This window comes from Campylobacter sp. 19-13652 (genome assembly GCF_019702925.1).
Lineage (GTDB): Bacteria > Campylobacterota > Campylobacteria > Campylobacterales > Campylobacteraceae > Campylobacter_A.
On record NZ_AP024713.1, the window covers coordinates 975,556 to 1,000,747 of the forward strand.

At 38.9% G+C, this 25,192-nt stretch carries 21 protein-coding genes, 2 tRNA genes and 1 pseudogene; 18 read left to right on the forward strand and 6 right to left on the reverse strand.

All coding sequences use genetic code 11. From position 1 onward, the window contains the following. Positions 1-33: 33 nt before the first annotated feature. The 7 genes from LBC_RS04760 to htpG all read left to right on the forward strand — a co-directional run bounded on the left by LBC_RS04760 (position 34) and on the right by htpG (position 8,026). Complete coding sequence (locus tag LBC_RS04760) at positions 34-1,935, forward strand: FapA family protein (RefSeq protein WP_260173264.1); 1,902 nt, start codon at positions 34-36, stop codon at positions 1,933-1,935. Continuing rightward, on the forward strand, positions 1,932-2,483 hold the full coding sequence (ruvA, locus tag LBC_RS04765) for a Holliday junction branch migration protein RuvA (RefSeq protein WP_221253054.1): 552 nt from the start codon (positions 1,932-1,934) through the stop codon (positions 2,481-2,483). Before LBC_RS04760 ends, ruvA begins: the two co-directional genes overlap by 4 nt. A gap of 21 nt (positions 2,484-2,504) precedes the next feature. Beyond that, positions 2,505-3,545, forward strand: a complete 1,041-nt coding sequence (locus tag LBC_RS04770) for a D-alanine--D-alanine ligase (protein WP_221253056.1) — start codon at positions 2,505-2,507, stop codon at positions 3,543-3,545. A gap of 62 nt (positions 3,546-3,607) precedes the next feature. Further along, positions 3,608-3,835 carry a type II toxin-antitoxin system prevent-host-death family antitoxin gene (locus tag LBC_RS04775; protein WP_221253058.1) on the forward strand — a complete coding sequence of 76 codons (228 nt, stop codon included), beginning with the start codon at positions 3,608-3,610 and terminating at the stop codon, positions 3,833-3,835. Then, positions 3,825-4,601, forward strand: coding sequence for an alpha/beta fold hydrolase (locus LBC_RS04780; protein ID WP_221253061.1), 777 nt, complete (start codon positions 3,825-3,827; stop codon positions 4,599-4,601). The genes LBC_RS04775 and LBC_RS04780 overlap by 11 nt, the downstream gene beginning before the upstream one ends. Then, the gene (locus tag LBC_RS04785) at positions 4,598-6,031 is read left to right on the forward strand and encodes a Mur ligase family protein (protein ID WP_221253063.1); all 1,434 of its coding nucleotides are present in this window, start codon (positions 4,598-4,600) and stop codon (positions 6,029-6,031) included. Before LBC_RS04780 ends, LBC_RS04785 begins: the two co-directional genes overlap by 4 nt. A gap of 138 nt (positions 6,032-6,169) precedes the next feature. After that, positions 6,170-8,026, forward strand: coding sequence for a molecular chaperone HtpG (htpG, locus tag LBC_RS04790; protein ID WP_221253065.1), 1,857 nt, complete (start codon positions 6,170-6,172; stop codon positions 8,024-8,026). Between the two features lie 371 nt (positions 8,027-8,397). Here the strand turns inward: htpG and LBC_RS04795 are convergent, their stop codons facing one another. The 4 genes from LBC_RS04795 to rarD form a co-directional block, all read right to left on the reverse strand. Then, entirely contained in the window at positions 8,398-8,811 is a 414-nt protein-coding gene (locus LBC_RS04795) for a type II secretion system protein (RefSeq protein ID WP_221253067.1), read from the reverse strand. A 273-nt stretch (positions 8,812-9,084) separates the two neighbouring features. Then, positions 9,085-9,159: transfer RNA gene (locus tag LBC_RS04800), tRNA-Met, on the reverse strand. 22 nt (positions 9,160-9,181) lie between these two features. Continuing rightward, positions 9,182-9,256, reverse strand: a tRNA-Gln gene (locus tag LBC_RS04805). A 466-nt stretch (positions 9,257-9,722) separates the two neighbouring features. Then, the gene (gene rarD / locus LBC_RS04810; protein ID WP_221253069.1) at positions 9,723-10,592 is read right to left on the reverse strand and encodes an EamA family transporter RarD; all 870 of its coding nucleotides are present in this window, start codon (positions 10,590-10,592) and stop codon (positions 9,723-9,725) included. Between the two features lie 114 nt (positions 10,593-10,706). On the opposite strand from rarD, the gene LBC_RS04815 reads away from it, so the two are divergent. From LBC_RS04815 to mnmH, 9 genes and pseudogenes are all read left to right on the forward strand, one after another. Next, the gene (locus tag LBC_RS04815) at positions 10,707-12,056 is read left to right on the forward strand and encodes a class II 3-deoxy-7-phosphoheptulonate synthase (protein WP_221254963.1); all 1,350 of its coding nucleotides are present in this window, start codon (positions 10,707-10,709) and stop codon (positions 12,054-12,056) included. Positions 12,057-12,066: 10 nt separating this feature from the next. Then, complete coding sequence (locus LBC_RS04820) at positions 12,067-13,005, forward strand: NAD(P)-binding domain-containing protein (protein ID WP_221253070.1); 939 nt, start codon at positions 12,067-12,069, stop codon at positions 13,003-13,005. 2 nt (positions 13,006-13,007) lie between these two features. Continuing rightward, positions 13,008-15,089 carry a hypothetical protein gene (locus LBC_RS04825; RefSeq protein WP_221253071.1) on the forward strand — a complete coding sequence of 694 codons (2,082 nt, stop codon included), beginning with the start codon at positions 13,008-13,010 and terminating at the stop codon, positions 15,087-15,089. A gap of 50 nt (positions 15,090-15,139) precedes the next feature. Then, positions 15,140-15,574 (forward strand): annotated as a pseudogene (locus LBC_RS09015) (methyltransferase); the annotation flags it as partial. Positions 15,575-15,823: 249 nt separating this feature from the next. Beyond that, the gene (locus tag LBC_RS09020; protein WP_260173460.1) at positions 15,824-16,207 is read left to right on the forward strand and encodes a YkgJ family cysteine cluster protein; all 384 of its coding nucleotides are present in this window, start codon (positions 15,824-15,826) and stop codon (positions 16,205-16,207) included. Then, entirely contained in the window at positions 16,204-17,451 is a 1,248-nt protein-coding gene (locus LBC_RS04835; RefSeq protein ID WP_221253073.1) for a hypothetical protein, read from the forward strand. Before LBC_RS09020 ends, LBC_RS04835 begins: the two co-directional genes overlap by 4 nt. Continuing rightward, entirely contained in the window at positions 17,448-18,245 is a 798-nt protein-coding gene (gene trpC / locus LBC_RS04840) for an indole-3-glycerol phosphate synthase TrpC (RefSeq protein WP_221253074.1), read from the forward strand. The genes LBC_RS04835 and trpC overlap by 4 nt, the downstream gene beginning before the upstream one ends. Beyond that, positions 18,233-18,727 (forward strand): HIT domain-containing protein, encoded by a 495-nt coding sequence (locus LBC_RS04845; protein ID WP_221253075.1) that lies wholly within the window; start codon positions 18,233-18,235, stop codon positions 18,725-18,727. Before trpC ends, LBC_RS04845 begins: the two co-directional genes overlap by 13 nt. Beyond that, a complete protein-coding gene (mnmH, locus tag LBC_RS04850; RefSeq protein ID WP_260173461.1) occupies positions 18,711-19,742 on the forward strand; it encodes a tRNA 2-selenouridine(34) synthase MnmH in 1,032 nt (343 codons plus the stop codon). The genes LBC_RS04845 and mnmH overlap by 17 nt, the downstream gene beginning before the upstream one ends. A gap of 236 nt (positions 19,743-19,978) precedes the next feature. On the opposite strand, the gene LBC_RS04855 is transcribed toward mnmH, so the two are convergent. Continuing rightward, complete coding sequence (locus tag LBC_RS04855) at positions 19,979-21,622, reverse strand: CitMHS family transporter (protein WP_260173266.1); 1,644 nt, start codon at positions 21,620-21,622, stop codon at positions 19,979-19,981. A gap of 243 nt (positions 21,623-21,865) precedes the next feature. Beyond that, positions 21,866-23,401, reverse strand: a complete 1,536-nt coding sequence (locus tag LBC_RS04860) for an inorganic phosphate transporter (protein WP_221253077.1) — start codon at positions 23,399-23,401, stop codon at positions 21,866-21,868. A gap of 114 nt (positions 23,402-23,515) precedes the next feature. Between LBC_RS04860 and LBC_RS04865 the strand changes: the two genes are divergently transcribed. Next, positions 23,516-24,451 (forward strand): disulfide bond formation protein DsbA, encoded by a 936-nt coding sequence (locus tag LBC_RS04865; protein ID WP_221253080.1) that lies wholly within the window; start codon positions 23,516-23,518, stop codon positions 24,449-24,451. Further along, positions 24,448-24,885, forward strand: coding sequence for a GatB/YqeY domain-containing protein (locus tag LBC_RS04870; protein WP_221253083.1), 438 nt, complete (start codon positions 24,448-24,450; stop codon positions 24,883-24,885). The genes LBC_RS04865 and LBC_RS04870 overlap by 4 nt, the downstream gene beginning before the upstream one ends. Positions 24,886-25,192 lie beyond the last annotated feature (307 nt).

Genomic DNA, 25,192 nt, shown 5'->3' on the forward strand with positions numbered 1-25,192 from the left:
ATCTAGCTTTTAAAATATTTCTGGAGCAAGATTGTGAGTACTCAAAGCCGCTTTAGTGCCATTGAAGTCATAACGACAAACCCATATGAAGAGCTAAAACGACTAAGCAAAGAATCAAACATAAGCGCAGAATTTATAGATTTTAACATACTTGAAATTTTTACCACCTACACAAATAGCCAAAACGAAAACCCAGTAAGCCTAAGCGAGGATGAGCTTGGAGTGTTTGATGATTTGGCGTTTTATCTAGATGAGAGTCTAGCTATAACGCAAAGCTATAGAGTGGAGTTTTACGACATAAGAGACGAGAGTGCTCACGCCCTACCACGCATAGCAATAGGGGTGAATAAAGGGCTTACAAAGGTAATTGCTACGATATTTAAAAGTAGCGAAGTAAAATACGAAAAAGAGTACGAAAAACTACTGTATGAATATATCTGCAAGCAGCTTCTGCGTGCTAAAATTTTAATCGGTATAAGAATAGGTGAACTAAAAGAGGAACTTAAAAAAATAGCCTCAATAATCCGTATAAAAGAGCTGCTTGATAAAGACATAAAGCTAACAATAACGCGTGGAATAGAGGCCAGACTGCCAGTTGATGCGACGACTGTTTATGTCTATAAAGAAAAGCTACAAAAAGAAAACGAGGAAGGCAAGGTAAATCACGCTAGCAGGGGCTTTTTGCTAGGAGTGGTAAAAGATGAAGTCATAATAGAACAACACAAAAGCGAATCAGGCAGAGCAGGGCGAAACGTAAGAGGTGAGTACATAAGCGTACCAGTGGCAAATGAGGACGGCACTGGGGAGATAAGCTTTAACGAGGAAAATATAGAGCGCATTGAGGGTGAGCGTGGTGTTAAATTTATCGCCAAAAAGCCTGGATTTGTCAGTGATGAAAAGGGCTTTTTTGATATAAAAGACCAGCTTGAAATAGATGAGATAAATTTTAAATCTACAGGCTCAGTAGAAACTAGCATTGACGCAAATGTCTCACTAATCATCAAAGAGGACGATGTAATAAAAGACGCCATAGGCACTGGCGTAATAGTAGAAGCAGCCGAAGTAGACGTAAGGGGTAGCGTGGGCGCAAATGCCGTAATAAACGCAAATATCGTACACATAGGCGGACAAACTCACGCCAAAGCAAAAATAACCGCACAAAAAGCCAAAATCGCCGTACATATAGGCTATGTCGACGCAGACGAAGTCGAGATAGAACGACTAGAAAACGGTACTGTAGTGGCAAACCGCGTAAAAGTAGGGCAGGTAGTCGGTGGCAGCATAACAGCACAGCACATCGAAATAAACACCCTGGGTTCAAACTGCACGCTAACCGCAAGCGCATACATAGGCGTAAAAACACTTAAGGGCAATAATAATAAATTTATCATCGATGGCTCAAAAATGAAAGAGCAAAGAGACGACATACAGGGGCATTTAGAAAAGCTAGAACTAGCAAAAGAAGCTATTGTAAAAATTCCAAAAAAGCTAGAAGCACGCCGTATAGTAATCGAGGAAAACAGAGGCTCAATATATAAAATAAAAGCCAAAATTGAGGAGCTAAAAAAGGCAAAAATAGCTCCTCATGTAACGTTTTTAAAAAAGCTAAAAGAGTATCAAGCACTCGTTGATGAATACAACGAAATGCTGGCTGATTATCGGTATAAAAAGGGCGAAATAGAGCGTATAAAAAGCGAACTAGACGTAATGCAAAATGGAATTTTTGCCGCTAAAATCGTAAATCGCAGTAGGTGGAATGAGCTAAATGAAGTCTGGTTTGTGCTAGTTGATCCGCCTCAAACCATAAAATACATCACAAAGCAAAATGAAATGGCACGCATAATGCGGCTAAAACGAATTAGCACCGAAGCTGGCGATGAATACGAAGTGGTAAAATCAAACGACATATCAGAGCTAAATAAGGAAAATGAATGATAAAGGCAATTGAAGGAAAGCTAATCAAAAAAGAGCCAACCTACGCATATATAAAATGCGCTAGTGGGCTAACATACGGCGTACATATCTCGCTTTTTACGTCAGCGAAGCTAGAAACCGGCGCGCTATTGGAGCTTTTTATAACACAAATAATCCGAGAGGATGCAAACTTGCTTTACGGCTTTTTAGATACCGAGGAGCAGAGAATTTTTGAGCTGCTTATTAAGCTAAACGGAGTTGGAGCCTCAACGGCTATGGCTGTGTGTAGCTCACTAACCCCTCAGGCTTTTATGAGTGCTATTATCAGCGCGGATGACGCCGCTATAAAAACCGTCCCAGGCATAGGACCAAAAACAGCAAGACGCATAATAGCCGAGCTAAGCGACGCCAAACTTGCCATAGATAGTGCGCCAAGCTACCAGCAAGAGGCTCTTTTGGCGCTTGAATCGCTTGGCTTTAAACGAGAAAAAGTGCTAAAAGCACTCTCAGAGTGTGAGGCTACTGACACTGGCGAGCTTGTAAAGCAGGCTCTTAAAAAGCTGGCTTGATTTTAAATTTAAGGAAAAAAAGTGAAATATGGTGTTATTTTTGGAGCAAAAAGCTTTGAACATGAAATAAGCATAGTAAGCGCTGTGGTTTTAAAAGGGCTTTTGCCTAGTGCTGTTTTTGTATTTTGCGATGCAAACAGGGAGTTTTACCTCATACCAAATGAGAAATTAAGGGCAAATTTTTTCACCAAATGGGAGTATAAAAAATGCGTAAAACTTAGCCTAGAAAACGGCGGATTTTACGCAAAAAAACTCCTCGGAAAAGAAAAAATAGAGGCTGATGTTTTTATAAATTTAATCCATGGCGCAGACGGCGAGGACGGTAAAATGGCGGGGTTACTTGAGTTTTTTGGCATAAAATTTATAGGACCTCGCCTTGAGGCAAGCGTGCTAAGCTACTCAAAATACCTAACAAAATTACTAGCCTCTAGCGTTGGGGTAAAAAGCCTAGAATATGAGGTGATTTATAAAGGACAAAAGCCAACTATGTCCTTTCCTATCATTTTAAAGCCACTTCATCTAGGAAGCTCAATAGGTGTTAGTGTGGTAAAAGAGCAAAGTGAGCTAGAGTATGCGCTAGATGTGGCGTTTGAGTTTGATGATGCGGTGCTTGTAGAGCCATTTATTAGTGGAGTTAAGGAGTACAATCTAGCTGGGGCTATGGTAAATAATGAGATAGTCTACTCTATAATAGAAGAGCCTTCTAAGAAAGAGTTTTTAGACTACGAGCAAAAATATATTAGCTTTTCAGCTGAAAGCAATGTGCGAGAGGCTGAGCTTAGTGATGAAATCGTAAATAAATTTAAAGACGCCTTTACTAGAGTTTATAAATCAGGATTTAAGGGTGCCATTATACGATGTGATTTTTTCTTGGTAGAAAATGAGGTTTATTTAAATGAGATAAACCCAAATCCAGGAAGCCTAGCAAACTACTTATTTAAGGACTTTTTGGGCTTGCTTGATGGAGTAGCAAATAGCCTACCAAATGAGATGGATATAAACATAGATTATAAATTTATAAACACCATAACCCATGCTAAGGGTAGCCCAAAACTTAGCTAATTTAGCGCTTTTTAATAAATTTTATGATAGATTTTACATAAAATTTTATGTAAAGGTAGAGCATGGCGTCATTTAGCCAAGATGAGATATTTACAGCCACAGAGGTTGTGCGAAACTTTAGTAATATTCTTACAAGGGTTTCAAAATCACAGCTTAAAAGAGCAGTTATAGTTAAAAATAATCGCTTTGAAGCGGTTATTTTAAACATGGCTGAGTATGAAAGATTAAGCGAGGCAGTATCTGTTTTAGAAGCCATTTATAAGGCAAAAAGAGGCGAAAATGGCGAGTAGGGAAGTTTTATTAAATAGTGAAAATTTTACCATAAGCTATGAGATAATTCGCCCAGATAACCAAAAAAATAGCGAATATTCAGCCAAATTAGAACCAGTAAAAACAGTGCTATTTTTACACGGTTGGGGGGCTAAAAAAGAGCTGATGAAAGGCGCATTTGCCCCTTATTTTAAAAAGTGTTTACAAATTTATCTAGACATGCCAGGCTTTGGGGCTAGCAAAGAGCCAAAAAATCCCATGAATACAAAAGACTATGTAGACGTGATTTGCTGTTTTTTAAAAGATTTAGACATAATGCCAAACATGATAATAGCCCATAGTTTCGGCGGTAAAGTAGCTGCGCTTTTATGTCAAAAAATAAGCGCACAAAGCCTAATCCTACTAAGTACAGCTGGTATACCTGAGCCAAAAAGACTAAGTGTAAGATTAAAAATTGCCATATTTAAGCTAGCCAAGGCGCTAGGTTTTGGCAAGCTTCGCAGATATTTTGCCAGCGATGACGCAAAGTCTATGAGTGAGACTATGTATGAGACCTTTAAAAACGTCGTAAATGAGGATTTTAGAGAGCATTTTGCGGCTTTAAATTTAGACGAAGTGCTTATTTTCTGGGGTGAAAGCGATAGTGCAGTAAGCACAAAAGCGGCAAAAGAATTAAAAAATATAACACCAAACTCAAGCTTAAAAATTCTATCAGGAGATCATTTCTTTTTCTTAAATCATGCTAAAGAAATAGCCAATGACTGCCTAAAAAGAGAGGTTAAATGAAGCAGTTTTTACCATATTTACACCTGGCTAGCTCGCTGATTTTTACAGTAGCACTTGCGTTTTACATGATAAGTTGCTTTCAGTGGTTTAATTATAAGCTAAAACGAGTTTTATTTCATTTTACAAAGCCACTTTGGCATCTATTTTTTGCAATTATACCCGTAGTGCTTTATTATACGACAGGCGAATATTTTGCAATTTATCTTATATTTGCCTACATTCCTGCGATAATTGTATGGCATAAAAGACTTGATAAGAAACTCGTATTTACCGCACGAGTAAAGCGATTTTTTGTATTTTTACTTATCGCTTTTGCAGCATATACAGGGATTTATTTTGCCGTAAATTTAACCCTTAAAGCAGACAGCATACTGCCTATTATAGCTGCCATGTGTGCTAGCTATTTATATGAACGCCTTAATATGGCTAAATTTTATCAAAAAGCAAAGAAAAAACTAGAGTCTATGCCCGATTTGACAGTGATTTTAATAACGGCAAGCTACGGCAAAACCAGTATGAAAAACTTCCTTTACGAGCTGCTTAAGGACGATTTTATCTGCTACAAAACCCCACGAAGCGTTAACACAGAATCTGGTATAATAAAAGATATAAATGAAAATCTCCCTCAAAATTGCCAAATATACATAGCCGAGGCTGGAGCCAGAGAAAGGGGAGACATCTACGCCATAACGCGCCTACTCTCACCAAAAATAGTCATCGTGGGCGAGATAGGTTCAGCTCATCTTGAGTATTTTAAGAGCATTGACGTAACTAGAAACACAAAGCTAGAAGCCCTTAAAAGCACAAATCTTAAAAAAGCCTTTTTGCACTCAAGCACACTCAAGCAAGCAGATGATGATATCATCATATACGATAGTGATGTGAGTTTGGGGAGGGCAAATTTAGACGGCATTGAGTTTAAAATAGGTAATGAAAGCTTTAGTGCGCCGCTACTTGGCGGGTTTCACACACAAAATCTAGCCGCTGTAATAAAGGCCGCTAAATATTTAGGGGCAGAAAAAGCAAATATCAAAAAAGCACTAAGCACGCTCAAAAACCCAGAACACCGCCTTTTTAAAATGGAAGCAGGCGGAAAAATCATAATAGATGATAGCTTTAATGGAAACATCAATGGAATGCTTGCAAGCTACAATCTAGCAGCTACATACCCTGGACGTAAAGTCTTGATAACTCCAGGCATAGTAGAGGGTGCGCAGGAGGATAATAAAACTCTGGCAAAGGCGGCAAATGATGTATTTGACGTGGTTATGATAACTGGCGCTCTTAACGCACCTACGCTTTTAAAAGAGCTAAAACGCCCAAAAATCATCATCGTAAAAGATAAATCAAACCTAACTCAAATGCTAGCTGAGCATACAATGGCTGGGGATTTAGTGTTATTTTCAAACGATGCGCCAAGCTTTATATAGCAATAAATTTAGCAGGCTTTAAATCTGCTAAATTTAATATTTATACTTAGATAAGTTGATAATGCTAATATAAAGGTATTGACTTTTACTAGCACTCTATGATATAATCTGCCAAAATAAATTTTTAAGGATAAAAAAATGGCAGAAAAATTTGAATTTCAAACCGAAGTGAATGATCTTTTAAATTTAATGATACATTCGCTTTACTCAAATAAGGAAATTTTCTTACGTGAGCTAGTCTCAAACGCTAGTGACGCACTAGATAAGCTAAACTACCTAAGCCTAACAGACGAAGCTTACAAAGCCCTAAACTACGTGCCTAGGATAGATTTAGCAATTGACAAAGACGCCAAAACCCTAAGCATAAGCGACAATGGCATAGGCATGAGCCACGATGAATTAATCGAAAACCTAGGCACAATCGCAAGAAGCGGCACAAAGGGCTTTATCTCAAAGTTAAGCGGAGACGCCAAAAAAGACAGCTCGCTTATAGGGCAGTTTGGCGTGGGCTTTTACTCGGCGTTTATGGTGGCTGATAAAATCGAAGTCATAAGCCGCAAGGCGCTCGAAAAAGACGCCTACAAATGGACGTCAGATGCTAAAAGCTACGAGATAGCCCCAGCCACTCGCCAAGACCACGGCACGACGATAATCCTGCACTTAAAAGATGATGAATTTGCCGATGAGTGGAGAGTGGAGAGCATAATCAAAAAATACTCAAACCACATACCATATCCTATCTTCATGGATAAAACCGAGTATGTGCCGCCAAAAGATGGCGAAAAAGAGGGCAGCTACGAAAGCAAAAACATCCAAATCAACAAAGCAAACGCAATCTGGAGAGTGGCAAAAAGTCAGCTAAAGGCGGAGGATTATAATGAGTTTTACAAGCAAATCAGCCACGACAGCCACGACCCACTGCTATACATTCACACCAAAGCAGAAGGCAAAATAGAGTATAACACGCTATTTTACGTACCTAGCACTGAGCCGTTTGATCTTTTCCGTGTGGATTATCAAAGCGGCGTGAAACTTTACGTAAAGCGAGTGTTTATAACTGATGACGCAAAGGAGCTTTTACCGAGCTATTTAAGGTTTATTAAAGGCGTGATAGACGTGGAAGACCTGCCGCTAAACGTAAGCCGCGAAATCTTGCAAGAAAATGCAATAATGAAAAGCGTAAAAGAAGCGAGCGTAAAAAAGATACTCTCAGAGCTAGGCAAGCTAAAACAAAGCGACAAGGATAAGTATCTTGAGTTTTATAAACTCTTTGGCAAGGTGCTAAAAGAGGGGCTTTATGGCTGGGGAGGCGAGAAAGAGAGCCTGCTTGATCTAGTGATGTTTAAATCAACAACTAGAGACGGACTAATCAGCCTAAAAGAGTACAAGGATGCGATGAAAGAGGGGCAAAAGAGCATTTATTACATAAGCGGAAATAATGAAAAAATGCTAAAAAGCTCACCACTTTTAGAGAGCTTTAAAAAAGATGGCATAGAAGTGTTAATAATGGACGAAGAGATAGACACTATCGTAATGCCAATGGTAAATGAGTATGATAAAACACCGATAAAATCGGTAAGCAGTGCTGATATAGATGAGGAAATAGGAGTAAAAGAGGAGAGTGCAGACGATAGTAAAATAACAAAAACCATAATAAAACTTAAAGAAATATTAAAAGATGAAGTAAAAGATGTAAGAGCCACTGGCAGACTAAGCGACTCGGCTGCGTGCATAGTCTATGACAAAAACGACCCAGACTACGCTATGCAGCAGATGCTAAAGCAGATGGGGCAGGGCGATTTGCCACCAATAAAGCCTATATTAGAGGTAAATCCGCAACACGAACTACTCATAAAGCTAGAATCAAATGAGGCTGCGATTTATGATGTGGCGGAGGTGCTACTAGACCTAGCCAAGCTAAATGAGGGAATTAGTATTAAAAACCCATCAGAATTAAGCAAAAAAATAACAAAACTAATGCTAAAAGCCCTGTAATGGGGCTTAATATCGCAACTGATAGCTCTTACGTTGTGCTAAGGATAAAAGTAAAGCCTGTAAATAAAGTGAAATAAAATTTCATGCAGTTGCCACTGCGAGCTGTGATGAAATTTTAAATCCAGCCGCAAAGGCTCTTGTTTAAAAAGAGCCTTTAAAGTTATACAAAATACCGCTGTAAACCATCATAAATCACTACGCATTTATAATAGCTATTAAAATAAGTAGTAATATTTATTTAAAACAACAATAAATTTGCAAAAATTTAAAAATAAGGCAAAGCCTAACAAACGAAAGTAGATATATAAATAAGAAGAAAAAACAGAGAGAGGATAGCTACTTAAACCTCAGTCCTAAGGATTAAATTTATTTTAAAATTTAATCCTGCTACCACCAAATAAAACTCTATTATTATCAAGTTCTATCTGGTTTTTAATTTGCGCTAGAGCATCTATATCCCACATATCACTACAGCTTCCAGAATTCCCTATGCTAAACTCTATAGCTTTCTCCTCTATGTTTGATACATTTAAACAGCTGTCATCACCTATTTTTATAGGCAGATTAACACCTGTTATATCGGCTATGGTCTTATTGTTTTCAAATTTTCCTTGAGTGGCATAATACTCATTAAGCCTTGCAAAAAGCGTTTTTACATTGGTTGCAGCCACCACTATCTTAGCGTCATCCCTGCTAACCATAAATTTACTGGTCGCAATTCCAGCAAGCGCCCCTAATATAACTATGACGAATATAAGTTCAATAAGCGTAAAACCGCGTTGCATAAGTTTTCCTGTGAGATATATGAAAATTTATTAAAATTATACTTAAGATTATTAAATTTAATTTGAATAATTTTAAATTTAAAATATAAAAATATAAAAGAAAAGTTAACAGATACAGAGCAAATAAATCAAATTTGGAAATTATTTTAAAGCATAGGCAATAAATATAATGCGCTATTTTCTTGTCAAAAATTTTTATTTTTACAAAAAGCTGTTTTTTATTATTTTGCTAAAACTTTCTAAAAGATAAAAATACAATGATTTTAATATTTTTGGTTGCAGAGGGCGGATTTGAACCACCGACCTTCGGGTTATGAGCCCGACGAGCTACCACTGCTCTACTCTGCGTCAAAAGGAAATTAAAAAGAAGTGGATGGGGTAAGAGGATTCGAACCTCTGAATGGCAGGACCAAAACCTGCTGCCTTACCGCTTGGCGATACCCCAACATCATTTTTGAGAGTGTGATTATAGCTTGTTTTAAAATAAAAGTCAAGAGAAATTATCACAAAAAGTAAAAAATATTTTAAAATTAAATTTTATAATATAAAACAAAATGGATAAATTAATTTTAAAACAAGACAAAAATAAAAATTACAGGTAATAAATTTTTAAAGCCCTTTAATGGCTCATAATTATAGTTTTTTTAGAGAGAGGGGGGGGATAAATTTATTATAAAACATGGCTTTACTGCTTAACACAAATAGGCATTTTGACTTAAAATTCTAAAACGGTGACAATACCTTGCTTTGCGTCAAATTTTAGTTAAGATTTTTGGCTTTAGCTACAAAAATAGCCAAAATACCAAAGTGTTATAAAGACGGCAAAAAACAAATATATTTGTTTAAGCAATTAAAGCCTAATGTCGCAAGTCATAAAGTCAAAGAGAAAGCCACAAAAAGCGCGCAAATCTCTACCTCTTTGCCTTTGCGCCAAAAGCGATGATTAAGGCAAGCCAGATAAGCCCAAAAGATAGCTTTGTCGCATAATACACGCTTTCATGATAAACATAAACCGCAAGCAAAAGCGAGATGGTCGGCGAAATATACTGCATATACCCTATGCTACTAAGCGAAATACGCGTGCTAGCAGCCCCAAAAGCAAGCAGCGGCAGCACTGTAATCACGCCTGAAAATGCAAGCAAAAAGCCGTTATAATCAAGCCCAAAGTGCAAATTTCCATTACTATATAGATATACTCCATACCCCACAACAAAAGGCAAAAGCATAACAGTCTCGACAAAAAGCCCCTCAAGAGAGCCTACATTAAGCCGCTTTTTATTCAATCCATAAAGAGCAAAGCTAAGCGGTAAAACAAGTGAAACCATAGGCAATTCGCCAGCTGCTACAATCTGCACGCCTATAGCAACAGCTACCAAAAAAGTAGCAAAAAGCCCAGCCCGCCCTAAGCGTTCGCCTAAGACCACAACCCCTAAAAGTATGCTCATTAGGGGATTTATGAAATATCCGAGGCTTGTTTGGACTATCTGCCCTAAAGCTACGGCGTATATAAAAACTCCCCAGTTTACGCTGATTAAAATTCCTCCCACAAATAGCCCAAAGCGCTTTTTGCTATCACCAAATAAAGCTTTTAATACATGCGTGTGTTTTAAAACAATAATGATAAAAGCCAGCAAAAATATAGAAAAAAATATACGTGCTGCTAGTATCTCAAGTGCACCTATTTCTGGCGGAAAGAGCTTAAAAAACGCTGGGAAAATACCCCACATAATAAAAGCCGTAGCAGCATAGATGTAGCCTAGTTTTGTGCTGTTTTGTATCATTTTGCGCCTTTAAAAGCGGACATTATAAATTTAAAACTTTTAAAAGTTAATAAAAAGTTTAAGAAAAATGATGATATAATGCGAGATTTTAAGTATGATTTAAGAGGTGATAATATGCAATGGAGGCTGGATTCTTGGAGAGATTTGCCTATTTTACAACAGCCAGTTTACGAGGATAAAAGCAGGCTTGAAAGCGTAGAAAAGCGCCTAAGTGCACTACCTCCGCTTGTCTTTGCTGGTGAGGCAGAGAGCCTAAAAGCAGAGCTTGCAAAGGTGTGTTCTGGTGAGGCATTTTTGCTTCAAGGTGGCGACTGTGCGGAGAGTTTTAACAACTTTAGTGCAAACAACATAAGAGATATGTTTAAGGTACTTTTGCAAATGGCAGTCGTACTTACATTCGCTGGCGGAAAGCCCATAGTAAAAGTAGGACGTGTCGCAGGACAGTTTGCAAAGCCTAGAAGCTCAGATGTAGAAAAACAAGGCGAAAAGACCCTACCTAGCTACCGTGGAGACATAATAAACGGCTTTGAATTTACCCAAAGCGCACGCACTCCAGATCCAAATAGAATGATAGATGCGTATTATCAAAGCGCATCTACGTTAAATTTATTAAGAGCTTTTGCGCGCGGCGGTATGGCCGATTTACATCAAGTGCATAAATGGAATCTGGGCTTTTTAAAAAAGCAAGAAATAGGCGAAAAATACGAGGAGATAGCCACTAAGCTAACTCAAGCGCTTGAGTTTATGCAAGCCTGTGGAGTTACTTCTGAAAACACTCCAACGCTAAAGCAGACTACGTTTTACACCTCTCATGAAGCATTACTACTTCCTTATGAGCAGGCTATGACACGTATAGATAGCCTAAGCGGAGAGTGGTATGACTGCTCAGCACACATGCTATGGATAGGTGAGCGAACCAGAGGGCTTGATGATGCGCATGTGCATTTTTTAAGTGGTGTTAAAAACCCTATCGGCGTAAAAGTAGGACCAAACGCAACAGCCGACGATGTAAAAAATCTAGCCGCTGCACTAAATCCTCAAAATGAAGCCGGTAGACTAAATGTCATAATCCGCATGGGGGCTGAAAAAATCGGCGATAAGCTACCAAACATACTTAAAGAATTAAAGAAAGAGGGGCTAAATATAGTATATAGTATAGACCCTATGCATGGAAATACATTCCAAGCCTCAAACGGCTATAAAACTCGCGCTTTTGATAAAATTTTAAGCGAAGTGAGGAGCTTTTTTGAGATACATTACTCAGAGGGTACCCATCCAGGCGGCATACACCTGGAGATGACAGGACAAGACGTAACCGAATGCACAGGAGGGGCTTTTGGGCTTAGCGAAGCGGAGCTAACAAGCCGCTATGAAACGCAGTGTGATCCTAGACTAAATGCAGACCAAGCGCTTGAACTTGCGTTTTTGGTGGCTGATTTTTTAAATAAAAAAACTAAACAATAAGGAAAAAACGATGAATTTATATGATGTAATAATCATAGGGGCAGGACCTAGCGGTATAGCTGCTGCTTTAGAGGCAAAAAAGGCTGGGCTTAGCGCCTTAATCCTAGAAAAGGCCGACGAGCATAGCCAAACCATGAGAAAGTTTTACAAAGATGGCAAACGTGTGGATAAAGAATACAAAGGACAAGACAGCACAATCCACGGAAATGTCGATTTTATGGACGGCACAAAAGAAAGCACACTTGAGTATTTCGATAAGCTTTTGGATCAGGTTGAAATAAAATACAAAAGCGAAGTGGAAAAAGTTAGCAAAGATGGGGATAAATTTATAGCATCCACAGCAAGCGCAAAATATGAAGCAAAATACGTAATAATCGCCATAGGTAAAATGGGTAAACCAAATAAACCAGACTATAAAATTCCACTAACTCTAAATCCTAGGGTAAATTACAACGCAAATAGTGTAGCAGCTGGGGAGAGAGTACTAGTCGTGGGCGGTGGTAACTCTGCTGTGGAGTACGCTATAGATTTAGCTGGCAAAAACGACACAACACTATCATATAGAAAAGATAGCTTTACGCGCATAAATGAGACTAACGCAGAGGAGCTTAAAAAGGCAGAAAGCAAAGGCTTAAAGGTCTGGCTAAACTCTAATATAGAGGCCGTTGATGATGAAAATTCAAAGCCTTTGGTTAAATTTAAAGATGGTAGCGCACATACATTTGACCGCATAATTTACGCAATCGGCGGCTCAAATCCTACTGATTTTTTAAATAAATGCGGTGTTAAAACAGACGAAAAAGGAAACGGCGAAGTAAATGAAAATAACGAAACAAACATAAGCGGACTTTACCTAGTCGGCGATGTTTCGCTAAAAAGCGGTGGCTCGGTCGTAACTGGCTTTAACCACTCTTTTAACGTTATAAAAGACATTAAATCAAGGTCATAACCTTGAACGGCAAGCTTGTAATCATAGCTGGCACCACTTTAATAGCGGCTTTAGCAATAAGCGGTGTCTTGGTTTTAAAAAATGACACAAAAAAAGAGGTTGACGCTGTTATTTATGACATTGATTTTAATAGCTTGCCCGCCCATATAAAAGCCCAATATATCAAAAAAAGCGACCTCGATAGCTTTGCTGAGTATATCACACCAAAAAGTTATCGAGAAAAATATAGTGTAAACGATGTAGAACTAGACGGACTAAGCGAGGCTGGATTGCGCCAGCTTGCTATAAATTTGGGTAGCAAAAACCGCGCTTTAATAGCCGATAATCTCGATTTAGCCAACAAAAACTTGGAGCTAATATCAAAATTCCAATCCCAGCAGAAAGAATTTGACGATAAAATAAGCGATATATCAAAGACAAATAGCGACGCAATCAAACTCCAGCAAGCTAAATTTGAAGCAAGTGAGGCAAAACTAAAACAAAGCGTTAAAGAACGTGAGTCAGAGATATTGCAAAACACTAAGAATTACGACTCTAAAATCGCAGCCCTACAAAATCAAATAGATGAAATTTCAAATCAAAAAGATATGCAAATAGCTCAAATCAAAAATAAGCTTACCTTTGCAGAAAACGAAATCATATCAAAACAAAATCAGATAAACGAAGCAAATGAAAATATAGCTAAACTTCAAAATGCAATAAGCGAGGCAGAAAGTGAAAACAGCGAATTAAAGGCAACTATAGAAGGTGCTGATAATGAGCTAAAGCAGTCAAGTTCGCTCTTTACAAGAGAGCTTGACCGTATAAATGATGGCTTTGCGGCGCAAAAAAAGGCTCTTGAGGATACGCTTTCTAAAAAGAGTAATGAATTAATAGACACAAAGGAAAAACTACAAAATACCCAAGAAAGCTTAAAAAATTCAAACAAACAGATAAACGATTTAGAATACGAAATCAAAAAGCTTAATAAAAGCATAGAAAATTTAAAAGAACAAGGCGCAAAACTTAGCCAAAGCTTAGAGCAAACCACATCTAGCCTAAACTCAAGCAAACAAGAAAATCAAAGATTAGAAAAAGAGTTAAGTGCATCAAACGCAAGCACAAAAAAGCTAAAAGCAGAGCTTGAAAAATCAGCAATTGCCTATGTAAAGCTAGAAAAAGAAAACTCCGAGCTTGATGATGCACTTAGCGCAAAACGCAATGAGGCTAGGGAGCTAAGCGAGATGATAAGACTAAAAGACGAAAGCCTTAGCGAACAATCCGCGGCTATGCAAAAGCAAGACTCAAAAATGGTAGAAATAAGCGCAAAAAACGACTCTTTAAACACAAGCGTAAAAGAGCTTAAAGAGTCTCTTGAAAAATCACAAGCAGCCATAAAACAATACAGGCAAAATTACGAGGATGCGCTTAAAAAATTTGATGACCAAGTCGCTTTAAATGAGGAGCTAAAAAATAAATTAAGTCTAGATGCAAACTTAGTACAAGTAGGCAAAAGCTTTTCTGGAGTATTTGACTCTTTTAGCGAATACCTACGCTCAAGCGCCATACCACAAGAGGTAAAAAAAGCGCAAGAAATCGAGCAAAAAACAAAAAAAACCTCCGATATTTCTAGCAATCAAAAGGCGATTGAGGATATGCTAAATAGGCAAGATGAGCTAGAGGACGAAAACAAAAACTTAAGATTAATGCTTGACGCTGCTACAAAAATGGAGGCACCTAAAAAGCTTGTACTTGTGGATAAAGTGGTGTGCGAGGATTTAGGTAGCAAAAATAGCGTAAGCCAAAAGTGCAAAAACAAAGTAAGTGAATTTCTAGGTAAATACAATTCAAACTACATATACGAGATAGTCCCTATCATAGATGAGAAAAACTCAACCTTTATAAAATCAGTAAGCAAAAGCCTAAAAGAGGACGACGCAAAGAAAATATCAGAATACGCAAACTACGCAGCTGGCAGGGCTAGGGCTATAGTCGCTGCGCAGCTTATAAAAGATGAGTACGCAGACTTTGCGCGCATTAGCTTTAGTAGTAATATAATCTCTCGTGAGGGTGCGAGAGGATTTGAAATAAGGGCGTACAAATAGTGAAAATTCTCCAGCTTGAAAACGCCTACCGCTACAATACAGACTCCTTGATGATATATGATTTTGCGTCTAAATTTATAAAAAATAGAGCCAGCGTGCTTGATGTGGGATGTGGATGTGGTGTAATCGGACTGCTGCTAGCACGGGATTTTGACATAGATTTAGATATGGTTGATTTTCAGCCTATAAACGCCGATCTAGCTAGGCTAAATGCAGAAAATAATGGCATAAAATTAGACATAATGTGCGATAATTTTATAAATTTAAAAAGTGATAAAAAATATGACTTTATCGTATCAAATCCACCATTTTACAACTCAAAAAGCGCCAAAAGTCAAAGCGAGCATAAAGCAAAAAGCCGATATGAGGAGTATCTGCCATTAAATGATTTTCTAAAAAAAGCAAACTCCATGCTTAAGCCACAAGGAGAGCTTTTATTTTGCTACGACCCAATGTTTTTGACTACGATTTTAAAGGCTCTTAATGAGCTAAAGCTTGTACTTAAAAGTATTAAATTTATCCATGCAAAAGAGGGCAAAGACGCTGGGCTAGTACTTTTAAGAGCTAAAAAAAGTGCCGCTGAGACGACTTGCGTACTAGCGCCGACCTTTATACACGACAAGACTGAATATAGCGACGAAGCAAAGAAAGTATACCAAAAAGCCGACCTAATCTCACAAGACATAACCCAAGATGAGCTTTTAAGTCTAGCAAATAAAAAAAATCTAAATTTAATAAGCGCGCCAGGCTTTAGCTACTCCTTTAATCCGTCAGCTTGCGATGAATGCAAAGGAAAATGCTGCACTGGAGAGAGTGGGTATATATGGATAAAAGACAGCGATATAAGCCAGATAGCAAAGCACTTAGGTTTAAGTACAAAGGCATTAATAGATGAATTTTGCGAAGTGTATAAAAACAGAATAAGCATAAAAGAAAAGCCCTATAAAGACGGCTTTGCTTGCATATTTTTTGATGAAAATATAAACGGCTGTGGCATATATCCAGCCCGCCCAGAGCAGTGTAGAAGCTTTCCGTTTTGGGATTATTTTAAAAGCCACAAATACGAACTAAAAAAAGAGTGCATAGGGGTAATTTTTAACAATAAGGAGATGGCGTGAGGCTTTTAAAATTTATACTATTAACCGCGATTTTTAGCTGCCTTTTATCCGCAGCCAATCGCCCCATAAACACCGATGCCATGGTACTTTACGCACTTGATCTTAGCCACAGGGGATTGCAAGAAAAAGCGGCTGATGAGATGCTAGCGCTTTACAAAAGCACAAAGCGCACAATCTATCTAAAAAATGCACTTTTGCTATATTCTGGCGCGGAAACAGATAAATTTAACCGGCTTCTAGACCGATACGAAAGCGTACTAAAAGACGACGTGGAGTACAAAAGGCTAAGGGCGCTTTCATATATTAGGGCAAATAAATTTGAAAAGGCAAGGCAGATAATAATAAAGCTAGTCGATGAGACAAACTCGCCAGAAGATATGAAAATCCTAGCCCAAATCGAGCTTTTATCAAATGACAAGGGCAGGGCTTATGATATCTTAAAAAAGCTTTATAGCGCTGATAAAAGCGAGGAGAGTATGCTTATTATCACACAGGCATTTTCTGCTGGACTTAGCAAGCTCGCTCCGCTTATTGATGAGTTTTACAAAGGTTATGAGTGCGAAAATGAGCAGATATGCATGCTTATGGCTAATGGATACTTAAAGGCAAAAAGAAACAAAGAGGCGATGAATATTTACAAAAAGGTCTTTTCAAACACTGGTGCTTGGGGGATAAATGCGGCACTTGAAAGCCTAGTGCAAAATGGCTTTTATGAGGACGCGCTTGTGCTTGTGGATAAATTTGACCCCCAAAATCTACAAACAAAGGCCGAACTTTACGCAATTTTAAACAGACCAAAAGATGCAAGCAAAGCGTACCATGAACTTTTTGTGCTTTCTCAAGATCCAATATACCTAACCCTAGAAGCCACATATGAGTACGAGGCGGAAAAATCGGTTATCAGCAAAAAAGAGATAGAGCTAATTGATAATAAATTTAAACAAGCAGTGCATATGGGGCTAATGGGACACGAAATGCTTAATAACTATGGATACTTTTTAATAGATAGCCAGCTTGACGTAAAAAAGGGGATAGAAATGGTGAAGCAAGCCCTAACACAATCCCCTAAAAACACATACTACCTAGATTCGCTTGCTTGGGGATATTTTAGGCTAGGGGAGTGCAAAAAAGCGCAAGAGACAATACAAGAAGCGGTTACGATTAGCAATAAAATAATGTCAATAATATACGTAAAAGAGCATATGGATGCCATAAAAAACTGCAATAAAAAAGAGGATAAATGATACTTGATGAGATAATTAAAAAAACAGCCGAGGATTTAGAGGCAAAAAAGGCGAAGTTTCCAGCCCAGTGGTTAGGGCGAAGTTTAGCATATAACCCATACGTCCCACGCCCAGTAAGTCCTGCCTTGCGTGCTAATGAGGAAAAACCCTACCGAATAATAGCAGAGGTTAAAAAAGCAAGCCCTAGCAAAGGCGTGATAAAAGAGGAATTTGATCCAATTAGCATAGCCATGAGCTACGCTAATGCCGAAGCTGACGCCATTAGCGTGCTAACAGAGCCTCACTATTTTAAAGGCGATTTAGAGTATTTAACACAAATCAGACGCTATGTGCCTACGCCTCTTTTAAGGAAGGATTTCATAATTGATAGGTATCAGCTGCTTGAGGCAGTGGTATATGGGGCTGATTTTGTGCTTTTAATAGCAAAGGCTCTAAGCAAGGCTATGCTTAAAGATTTGCTCGAGTATGCCTATCACCTAGGGCTTGAGGTGCTTGTAGAGGTGCATGATACAGATGATGTGAAAAAGGCCATATTCGCTGGTGCGCAGATAATAGGCATAAATCATAGAAATTTAGAGACCTTTGAAATGGACATGAGTCTAAGCGAGCGGCTTATCTCGCTCCTACCGCAGGGCAAAATAATAGTAGCAGAAAGTGGGCTATATGAGCATAAGCAGCTAAAAGAGCTATCAAAAATCGGCGTAGATGCGTTTTTAATAGGAGAGCATTTCATGAGGCAAGAAAACCAAACTGACGCCATAAGAAAGATAAGAGGCGAGATATGCAACAGCTAAACGCACCTTGGAGGAGCGAATACTACACCAAAAAAAGCGATGGATGCGTATTTTGCGCTATATCAGAGGATACAGAGCAAAAATACGATAGCGAGCGTGGCGTGCTATATAGGGGCGTAGAGTGCTTTGCGGTGATGAATTTATACCCATATACCCCAGGACATTTTATGATAATACCATATAAGCACGTGGATAATATCGAAACGCTAAAACCAAACACCTGGCTAGAGATGAGTGAGCTTGTTAAATTTGGTGTGGGCGTGCTAAAAAGCGAGCTAAAAGCAGAGGGTGTAAATATAGGCATGAACCTAGGTGCAGCCGCTGGGGCAGGCATAGCTGAGCATGTACATTATCACCTAGTGCCACGCTGGAGCAGAGATACAAACTTTATTACCACAATAGGCAAAACTAGGGTAAATGGGGTGCCTTTTGAGGGACTTTATCTAAAGCTTAAGGCGGCGTTTGATGCACTTAGAGCTTGAGGTAGATGAGTGGCTTGAAGCTAGGGATAAATTTGACCTACTCATAGATGCTAGAAGCCCCCATGAATACGCCTACTCTCACATCAAAGGCTCGAGAAATTTCTATGCCTTAAATGACGAGGAGCATAAAATCACAGGCACCTTATATAAGTCAAACAAATCCCAAGCAAAGCTATCTGGCGCAGCCTATGTGTGCAATAATATAGCCTCACACCTACCCAAAATTGCCGAATTAGCAAGGGTTGGCGCTCTTGTGGGGACATACTGTGCTAGAGGGGGCATGCGCTCAGCTAGCATATCAAATGTGCTTGATTTAATAGGCTATAGAGTGCTTAGGCTAAAGGGCGGATACAAGGCGTATCGTACCTACGCACAAGAATACCTACAAAAGCCCTTAAAATGCGGTCTCATCACGCTTTTTGGCGGGACTGGTAGCTACAAAACAAAGCTTATTGAGGCGCTAAATCCAGCTATAAATTTAGAAAAAATGGCAAATCATCTAGGCTCTGTATTTGGCGATATAAACGGCGTACAACCCAGCCAAAAGGCGTTTGAGGATGAGCTTTTTGAGAGCCTTAGAGTGCTTGAAAATGACGTAGTTTTTATTGAAGGCGAGAGTAGACGTATAGGCAGCCTCACCCTACCTGCTAGCTTGTATGCAGCCATGGGGAGTGGCGTGGGTGTGCATATCGTGGCTAGCCTAGAGCGCAGGGTGGAGTGTACGATGATGGATTATAAAGGCGTTACGCCAGAGTTTTTTCATATATGCATGGCTAAAATCTCGCCATTTATCTCAAAAGAAGCAAGAGATGACGCGATTAAATTTTTTAGCCTAGGGGAGCTAGAAAAGGTGTGCGAGATACTACTGGTAAAATACTACGATAAGGTTTACAAAGCACCTAGAAAAGTGGATTTTATCATTAATGCAGATGATTTTAACAGCGCAAAAAATGAGCTTTTAGCCTTAAGAGATGAAATTTTAAGCAAGCATAAAGACAAAAAAACGCCGTATTAGGATTGTTTTACAAACTTCGTGGCTTATATGTGCTTGTTTTTTGTAAAAGCCAGTCCATACAGGACAAATTCCAACTGTCGTGATTTAAAATTTAATGCAGACAAATTTTAAAAATAGCGCTTTATAGCTTATGGAAAGGCAAACTAGGCAAACCGTAAAAAGCAGATATTCCATATTGTAAATGTAAATTTATAAAATTATTTTGGCGCACGCAAGGCACGCCAAAATAAAGCTTTTTAAAATAGCCCCATAAAATGAGACAAAAGCATAATAAACAAAGACAGCCCCCACAGCCAAAATAGCGAGTATCTAATATGTCTACCCATATTTAGCCTAGCAAGCCCAAGTCCCAGCCAAAGCGCAGGCGAAAAAGGCGAGACAAAAGTTCCGACAATCGAGCCTATCATAATAGCGTAAGCTGCCTCTTGCATGCCTACACCGTACTGTCCAACTATCTCGCCTACGACTGGATAGAGGGTGTAATAATAGCCATTTGTATCCAAAAGCAGCTCAAAAGGCACGCCAAAAACGCCAGTGATAATGTGCAAATACCCAAGCATAAACTCAGGAAACACCCCAGCAAGTGCCTTTGCAATGGCTCCTAGCATTCCTGATTTTGTAAGTATGCCTATGTAAACACCGGCCCCGAGCAAGATTGTACCCATACTCACAGCACCGACTGAGTGAGCTTTTAAGCTCTCCATACGCTCTTTTGGAGTTTTATAATTTATTAAAAGAACCACACAAAGCGCTATCATAAAAGCAAACTCAGGCGATAGAAGTCCAGAAATAATAAGCCCAAGCGTAAGAATAGCGACGATTAAATTTATCTTAAAAAATTTATTTGGCTTTGTGTCATGAGTGCCTGAAATGTCTAAATCATCAGCATAAAGCGATAAATTCTTAGCCGCTACGCCCTCACGAGCAAGTCTCGCCCTCTCTCGTACCCCAAGTAGCACAGCCATACCTAAAATACAGATAAAGCCTACGACTTGCACCTTTATAAGCGGATGATAAAGGCTAATGGTATCCACACCCATAACGCTAGCTATGCGCCCAAGAGGCCCACCCCATGGCAGCATATTCGCGAGCCCTGCACTTGAAGCGACGAGTAAAAATAGCAGATATGGATTTATCTTTAAATGTCTGTAAACTGGAATAAGTGGAGGAATAACTATTAAAAACGTAGTCGCCCCAGAGCCATCAAGGTGCGCTATCATCGTTATTAGTACAGTGCCAACACAGATTGCTATGACGTTGCCACCTGCGATTTTAACAATTAAGCTTATAAGCGGCCTAAAAAGCCCAGCGTCATCAAGTACCCCAAAAAATAAAATAGCAAAAATAAACATTATAGCTATCTTATAAACCTTACCAATGCCAGCTTTAAAATATCCATTTAGCTCATCAGCGTAATCTTTAAGTGTATTAAGCCAGGTGTGTTTTAGCCTTAAATCATCAATAGCTCCGGCCACAAGTTCGCTTATATGAGGAACGTCAATATAGGCACTTTGTACCACGGCATCGTAAAATTTAACGAGCTTTTTGTTATCTATTATAATCTCCGAAAGCTTGGCATTTGGCTTTAGTCCAACAGCCTTTAATCCAGCTACATAAGCGCTTGAAATCGTACTATCGCTAACCTGCGTTAAAGAGTTTTTAGTGGCAAACGAACCTACAAACTCACTAACCTCTTGCTTTTGCAGCAAAAACGAGTAGTTTTTGCTAACCACAGGCGAGCCAGCACCAGCCATCACTATCCAATAAAGCAAAATCCCAGCCACAGGCACGGTAATAAGCGCAACCATAGGCGACATCTTATCACGAAGCAAAAAATAAATTAGCAGCGCAATAATACCAAAACCAAAAAACGTAAGCAAAATGTCCTCCTTGTAATTTTTACACTTAGAGTATAAACGAGCTGGTTTAAATTTATTTTTTATTAAAACTATAGTCTAATTTTTTAATAAAACTATAATGTTGAATGATTTATAAAATAGCGTATTTTAGGCATTTTATAAGGATTTCTATAAAAATTACTTATAAATTTAAATTTAACAATTTTTACAAAAAGTAACGTTTTAAGTAAATAAGATAGAGGATTTTGAGGAAAATCCCCAAAATCAGATGCTTAAGCTTAGCACATAATATATCAAGCCAGCTGCTATAGCTGATACTGGCAGGGTTATAAGCCACGCTAGCAAAATAGGGCGCACCATAGCCCAGTTTGCGTTTCGGTTTAATATGCCTATTCCTAGTACTGCGCCGATTAGTATGTGCGTAGAGCTTACTGGAATACCTAGCTTTGTGGCAAATAATATGACCGTACTTGCCGCCAGTTCTGCGCTAAAGCCAGTTGTTGGAAGGATTTCAGCTAGCTTTGAGCCTATGGTGGCGATGACTTCTTTGCCTAAAAACCAAAGCCCAACCACAAGCGAAATACCAAAGACAACCATCGCAATGCTTGGAATAGGAGAGCTTTCATTTATACTACCAGTTTTTAACACATCAAGTATCGCCGCAAATGGACCCACGGCATTTGCGATGTCGTTTGCGCCGTGGCTAAAGGCAAAAGAACTAGCCGTAAAAATTTGAAACCATGAAAAAATTCGGTTTATACCCTTTTCACTATCTATTTTATTCATCATGTTAATAATAGCAAATGCCGCTAGATACGCCACTGAGCCTATCACGAAAATAATCCAAAGCGTCTCAATCGTACTAAAGCCAAAGTTTAGGTGCTTAAGCCCCTTAAAAAGCATCATCGAACTAACCACCATAGCACCCACGCCAGCAACGACTGGGATATGCTTTTTCATCGCACTAAAGGTATCTACTTGCTTTTCCTTTTCTTTCATTGCTTTTATGCGCGCCTTATACTCGCTATATTCGCCATCTATGTCGTCCTCATCAATCATTACCATTCTTGAAAGGGTGGCTATTTGCTCATCTTGCGGACGGGTGCGTAGATTGCGGATAAATCCCTCTTTATAGCCCTTTCTCTCGCGTTTTAGAGACTTTAGGCTGGCTTTTAGCTTTGCTGTTGGGAGTAAAATTTTAGCCTTTATATACCAGTAAATAACGTATGAAAGCACTCCGCCCATCACAGGCGAAATCACCCAGCTTATGGCGATATTTCCTATACCTTTCCAGCTAACCATATCAAGAGCTCTCTCGCCGCCAAATGTGCTAAACCCCATGACAAGCCCAGCCCCCACGATGCCACCTACAATGGAGTGCGTGGTGGAAACTGGCAATCCACGCTTAGACGCAAAAAACAACCAGCTACCAGAGCTAAGAAGCGCAGCCATCATAATGGCTACAAATTTCATCGCATCTATACCCTCGCTTGGCAAGCTAATTATGCCTTGGCGTATGGTCTTAGTTACCTCTCCACCAGCAAAAATCGCCCCACTTAGCTCAAAAATAGCCGCAATTATTAGAGCTTGCTTTATGGTAACTGTCTTTGCGCCTACGCTTGTACCAAAGCTATTTGCCACGTCGTTTCCGCCTACATTAAACGCCATAAAAATACCAAAAACGCTAGCAATGACAAAAAGCATATAATGATAGGTAGGTACGTACTGATAGCCCCACACAAAAAAGCCTATGGCGCTAATAGCAAAGACCGCACCAGCCAGTAGATTATCGCCTCTCAACAAAGCTCCTTTAAAAATAAATTTATGGTATTATAACCTTAAATTTAAAAATTTTACTGAAAGATATTGGCTTTTTGATATAATTGCAACAAATTTTTAACAAAGGCTTTGGCTATGGGTGATAAATTTTTAAGCATAGATTTAGGCTCAAACACTCTACGAGCGGCGATTTTTATGGAAAAAGATGGAGAAATTTATAAAGATAAAAGTGTCGAGTTTATCGTAGGTTCTGCTAAAGGATTAGCAAAAACTAATCAAATTTGCAATGAAGCTGTAGGCAAAATCAAACAAGCCCTAAATGATGTTTTAAAGCAGTTTGGCTTAGTTAGATTTTCAGACATCGCCTACGCCGCAGTAGCTACGGAGGCATTTAGAAAAGCCCTAAACTCAAGCGAGGTCTTTGATGAAATTTATTCACAAAATGGGATTAAATTTAATATAATATCGCCCACAGCAGAGGGGAGATTTTCATTCTTAGGTATACAGGAGGCTTCTAAAAAAATCGGCACAAATAGCGATAATTTAGCATTTATAGACTTAGGCGGAGCAAGCACGGAAATAGGCGACGCACAGGCTAGTAAGAGCTTTGAGCTTGGCATTGTAACATTTTATGAACGTTGCGATAAAAATCTAATGAACGTGCTAAGACAGGCAAACGAAGCAACAAAAAAGCTAAAAGAATACCTACTAAGCCTGGACAAAAGCACCATAGCTCTAACCTCGGGAATATCAACTACTGTAGCGGCTCTAAGGCTTGGATATACGTGGCAAAGCTACGATGCAGAGGCCGTAAACGGCTATGTGCTAAGTGTTGATGATTTTGGCGAACTTGGCGCAGAGGTGCTTGCCATGAGCGACGAGGAAGCAAAAATAAGGCTTGGCGCAGACAGGAAAATGCTAGTACTTACCGGGCTTAGCCTACTTGAGGCAATGCTAAAAGGCATAAACACAAAGCTAATAGTCATAGACGATGGGCTTAGAGAGGGCGTAGCTGCGGCATACTTTAGAGGAGAGCTAGAAAATTTAATAAATTTAAAGGAGCAAAAATGACACTAAAAGAGCAAATTCTAAACGATATAAAATCAGCAATGAAATCAAAAGATGACTTTACAAGAGATACACTTAGACAAGTAAATGCCGCATTAAAACAGATAGAGGTCGATACTAGAAAAACGCTAAGCGATGAGGAGATAGTCACAATACTACAAAAAGAGGTAAAAAAGCGTCAAGACGCAGCCACGCTATACGTACAAGGCGGCAGAGACGAGCTGGCAAAAAAGGAAAATGATGAAATAAAAATCATCTCAAACTACCTACCCACTCAGCTAAGTGATGAGGAGCTAAAAGCCAAAATAAGCCAGATAATATCCGAGCTAAAAGATGGCGCAAATCTAGGTGCGGTCATAAAGCTAGCCAAAGAGAGACTAAAAGCCAGCGCAGAAGCTAGACGCATAAGCGAAATGGCAAAAAGCCTACTAAGTTAAAACTTAACCGCAAATTCTATTTTGGTTTTTTGTGCCATATAGTTATAAAATAGCTCTATGGCATTAACGCGCAGCACTTGTGTTGCCTTTAAAAGAAGCTTTATTTTACTATGTATAATAGCTTCTTGCAACTTAGACAGCAATGGTTACTATAAATAGGGTGATGGTTGCTTGTCTGCGTATTATGTATTAAATAAAATAATTACTTTAACACTTGAAAATAAGATAAAGTCTAAGTTTATGACAAAACAAGCGTAGTAAGTTTTTATAAAACTTCGCTTTGCTGATTTTTCAAAGAGGCTTTAAT

Coding starts and splice junctions, on each gene's coding strand:
- ruvA (WP_221253054.1), top strand. CDS start 1,932: ATGATAAAGGCAATTGAAGGAAAGCTAATCAAAAAAGAGCCAACCTAC.
- LBC_RS04775 (WP_221253058.1), top strand. CDS start 3,608: ATGGCGTCATTTAGCCAAGATGAGATATTTACAGCCACAGAGGTTGTG.
- LBC_RS04780 (WP_221253061.1), top strand. CDS start 3,825: ATGGCGAGTAGGGAAGTTTTATTAAATAGTGAAAATTTTACCATAAGC.
- LBC_RS04785 (WP_221253063.1), top strand. CDS start 4,598: ATGAAGCAGTTTTTACCATATTTACACCTGGCTAGCTCGCTGATTTTT.
- htpG (WP_221253065.1), top strand. CDS start 6,170: ATGGCAGAAAAATTTGAATTTCAAACCGAAGTGAATGATCTTTTAAAT.
- LBC_RS04795 (WP_221253067.1), bottom strand. CDS start 8,811: ATGCAACGCGGTTTTACGCTTATTGAACTTATATTCGTCATAGTTATA.
- rarD (WP_221253069.1), bottom strand. CDS start 10,592: ATGATACAAAACAGCACAAAACTAGGCTACATCTATGCTGCTACGGCT.
- LBC_RS04815 (WP_221254963.1), top strand. CDS start 10,707: ATGCAATGGAGGCTGGATTCTTGGAGAGATTTGCCTATTTTACAACAG.
- LBC_RS04820 (WP_221253070.1), top strand. CDS start 12,067: ATGAATTTATATGATGTAATAATCATAGGGGCAGGACCTAGCGGTATA.
- trpC (WP_221253074.1), top strand. CDS start 17,448: ATGATACTTGATGAGATAATTAAAAAAACAGCCGAGGATTTAGAGGCA.
- LBC_RS04845 (WP_221253075.1), top strand. CDS start 18,233: ATGCAACAGCTAAACGCACCTTGGAGGAGCGAATACTACACCAAAAAA.
- mnmH (WP_260173461.1), top strand. CDS start 18,711: ATGCACTTAGAGCTTGAGGTAGATGAGTGGCTTGAAGCTAGGGATAAA.
- LBC_RS04865 (WP_221253080.1), top strand. CDS start 23,516: ATGGGTGATAAATTTTTAAGCATAGATTTAGGCTCAAACACTCTACGA.
- LBC_RS04870 (WP_221253083.1), top strand. CDS start 24,448: ATGACACTAAAAGAGCAAATTCTAAACGATATAAAATCAGCAATGAAA.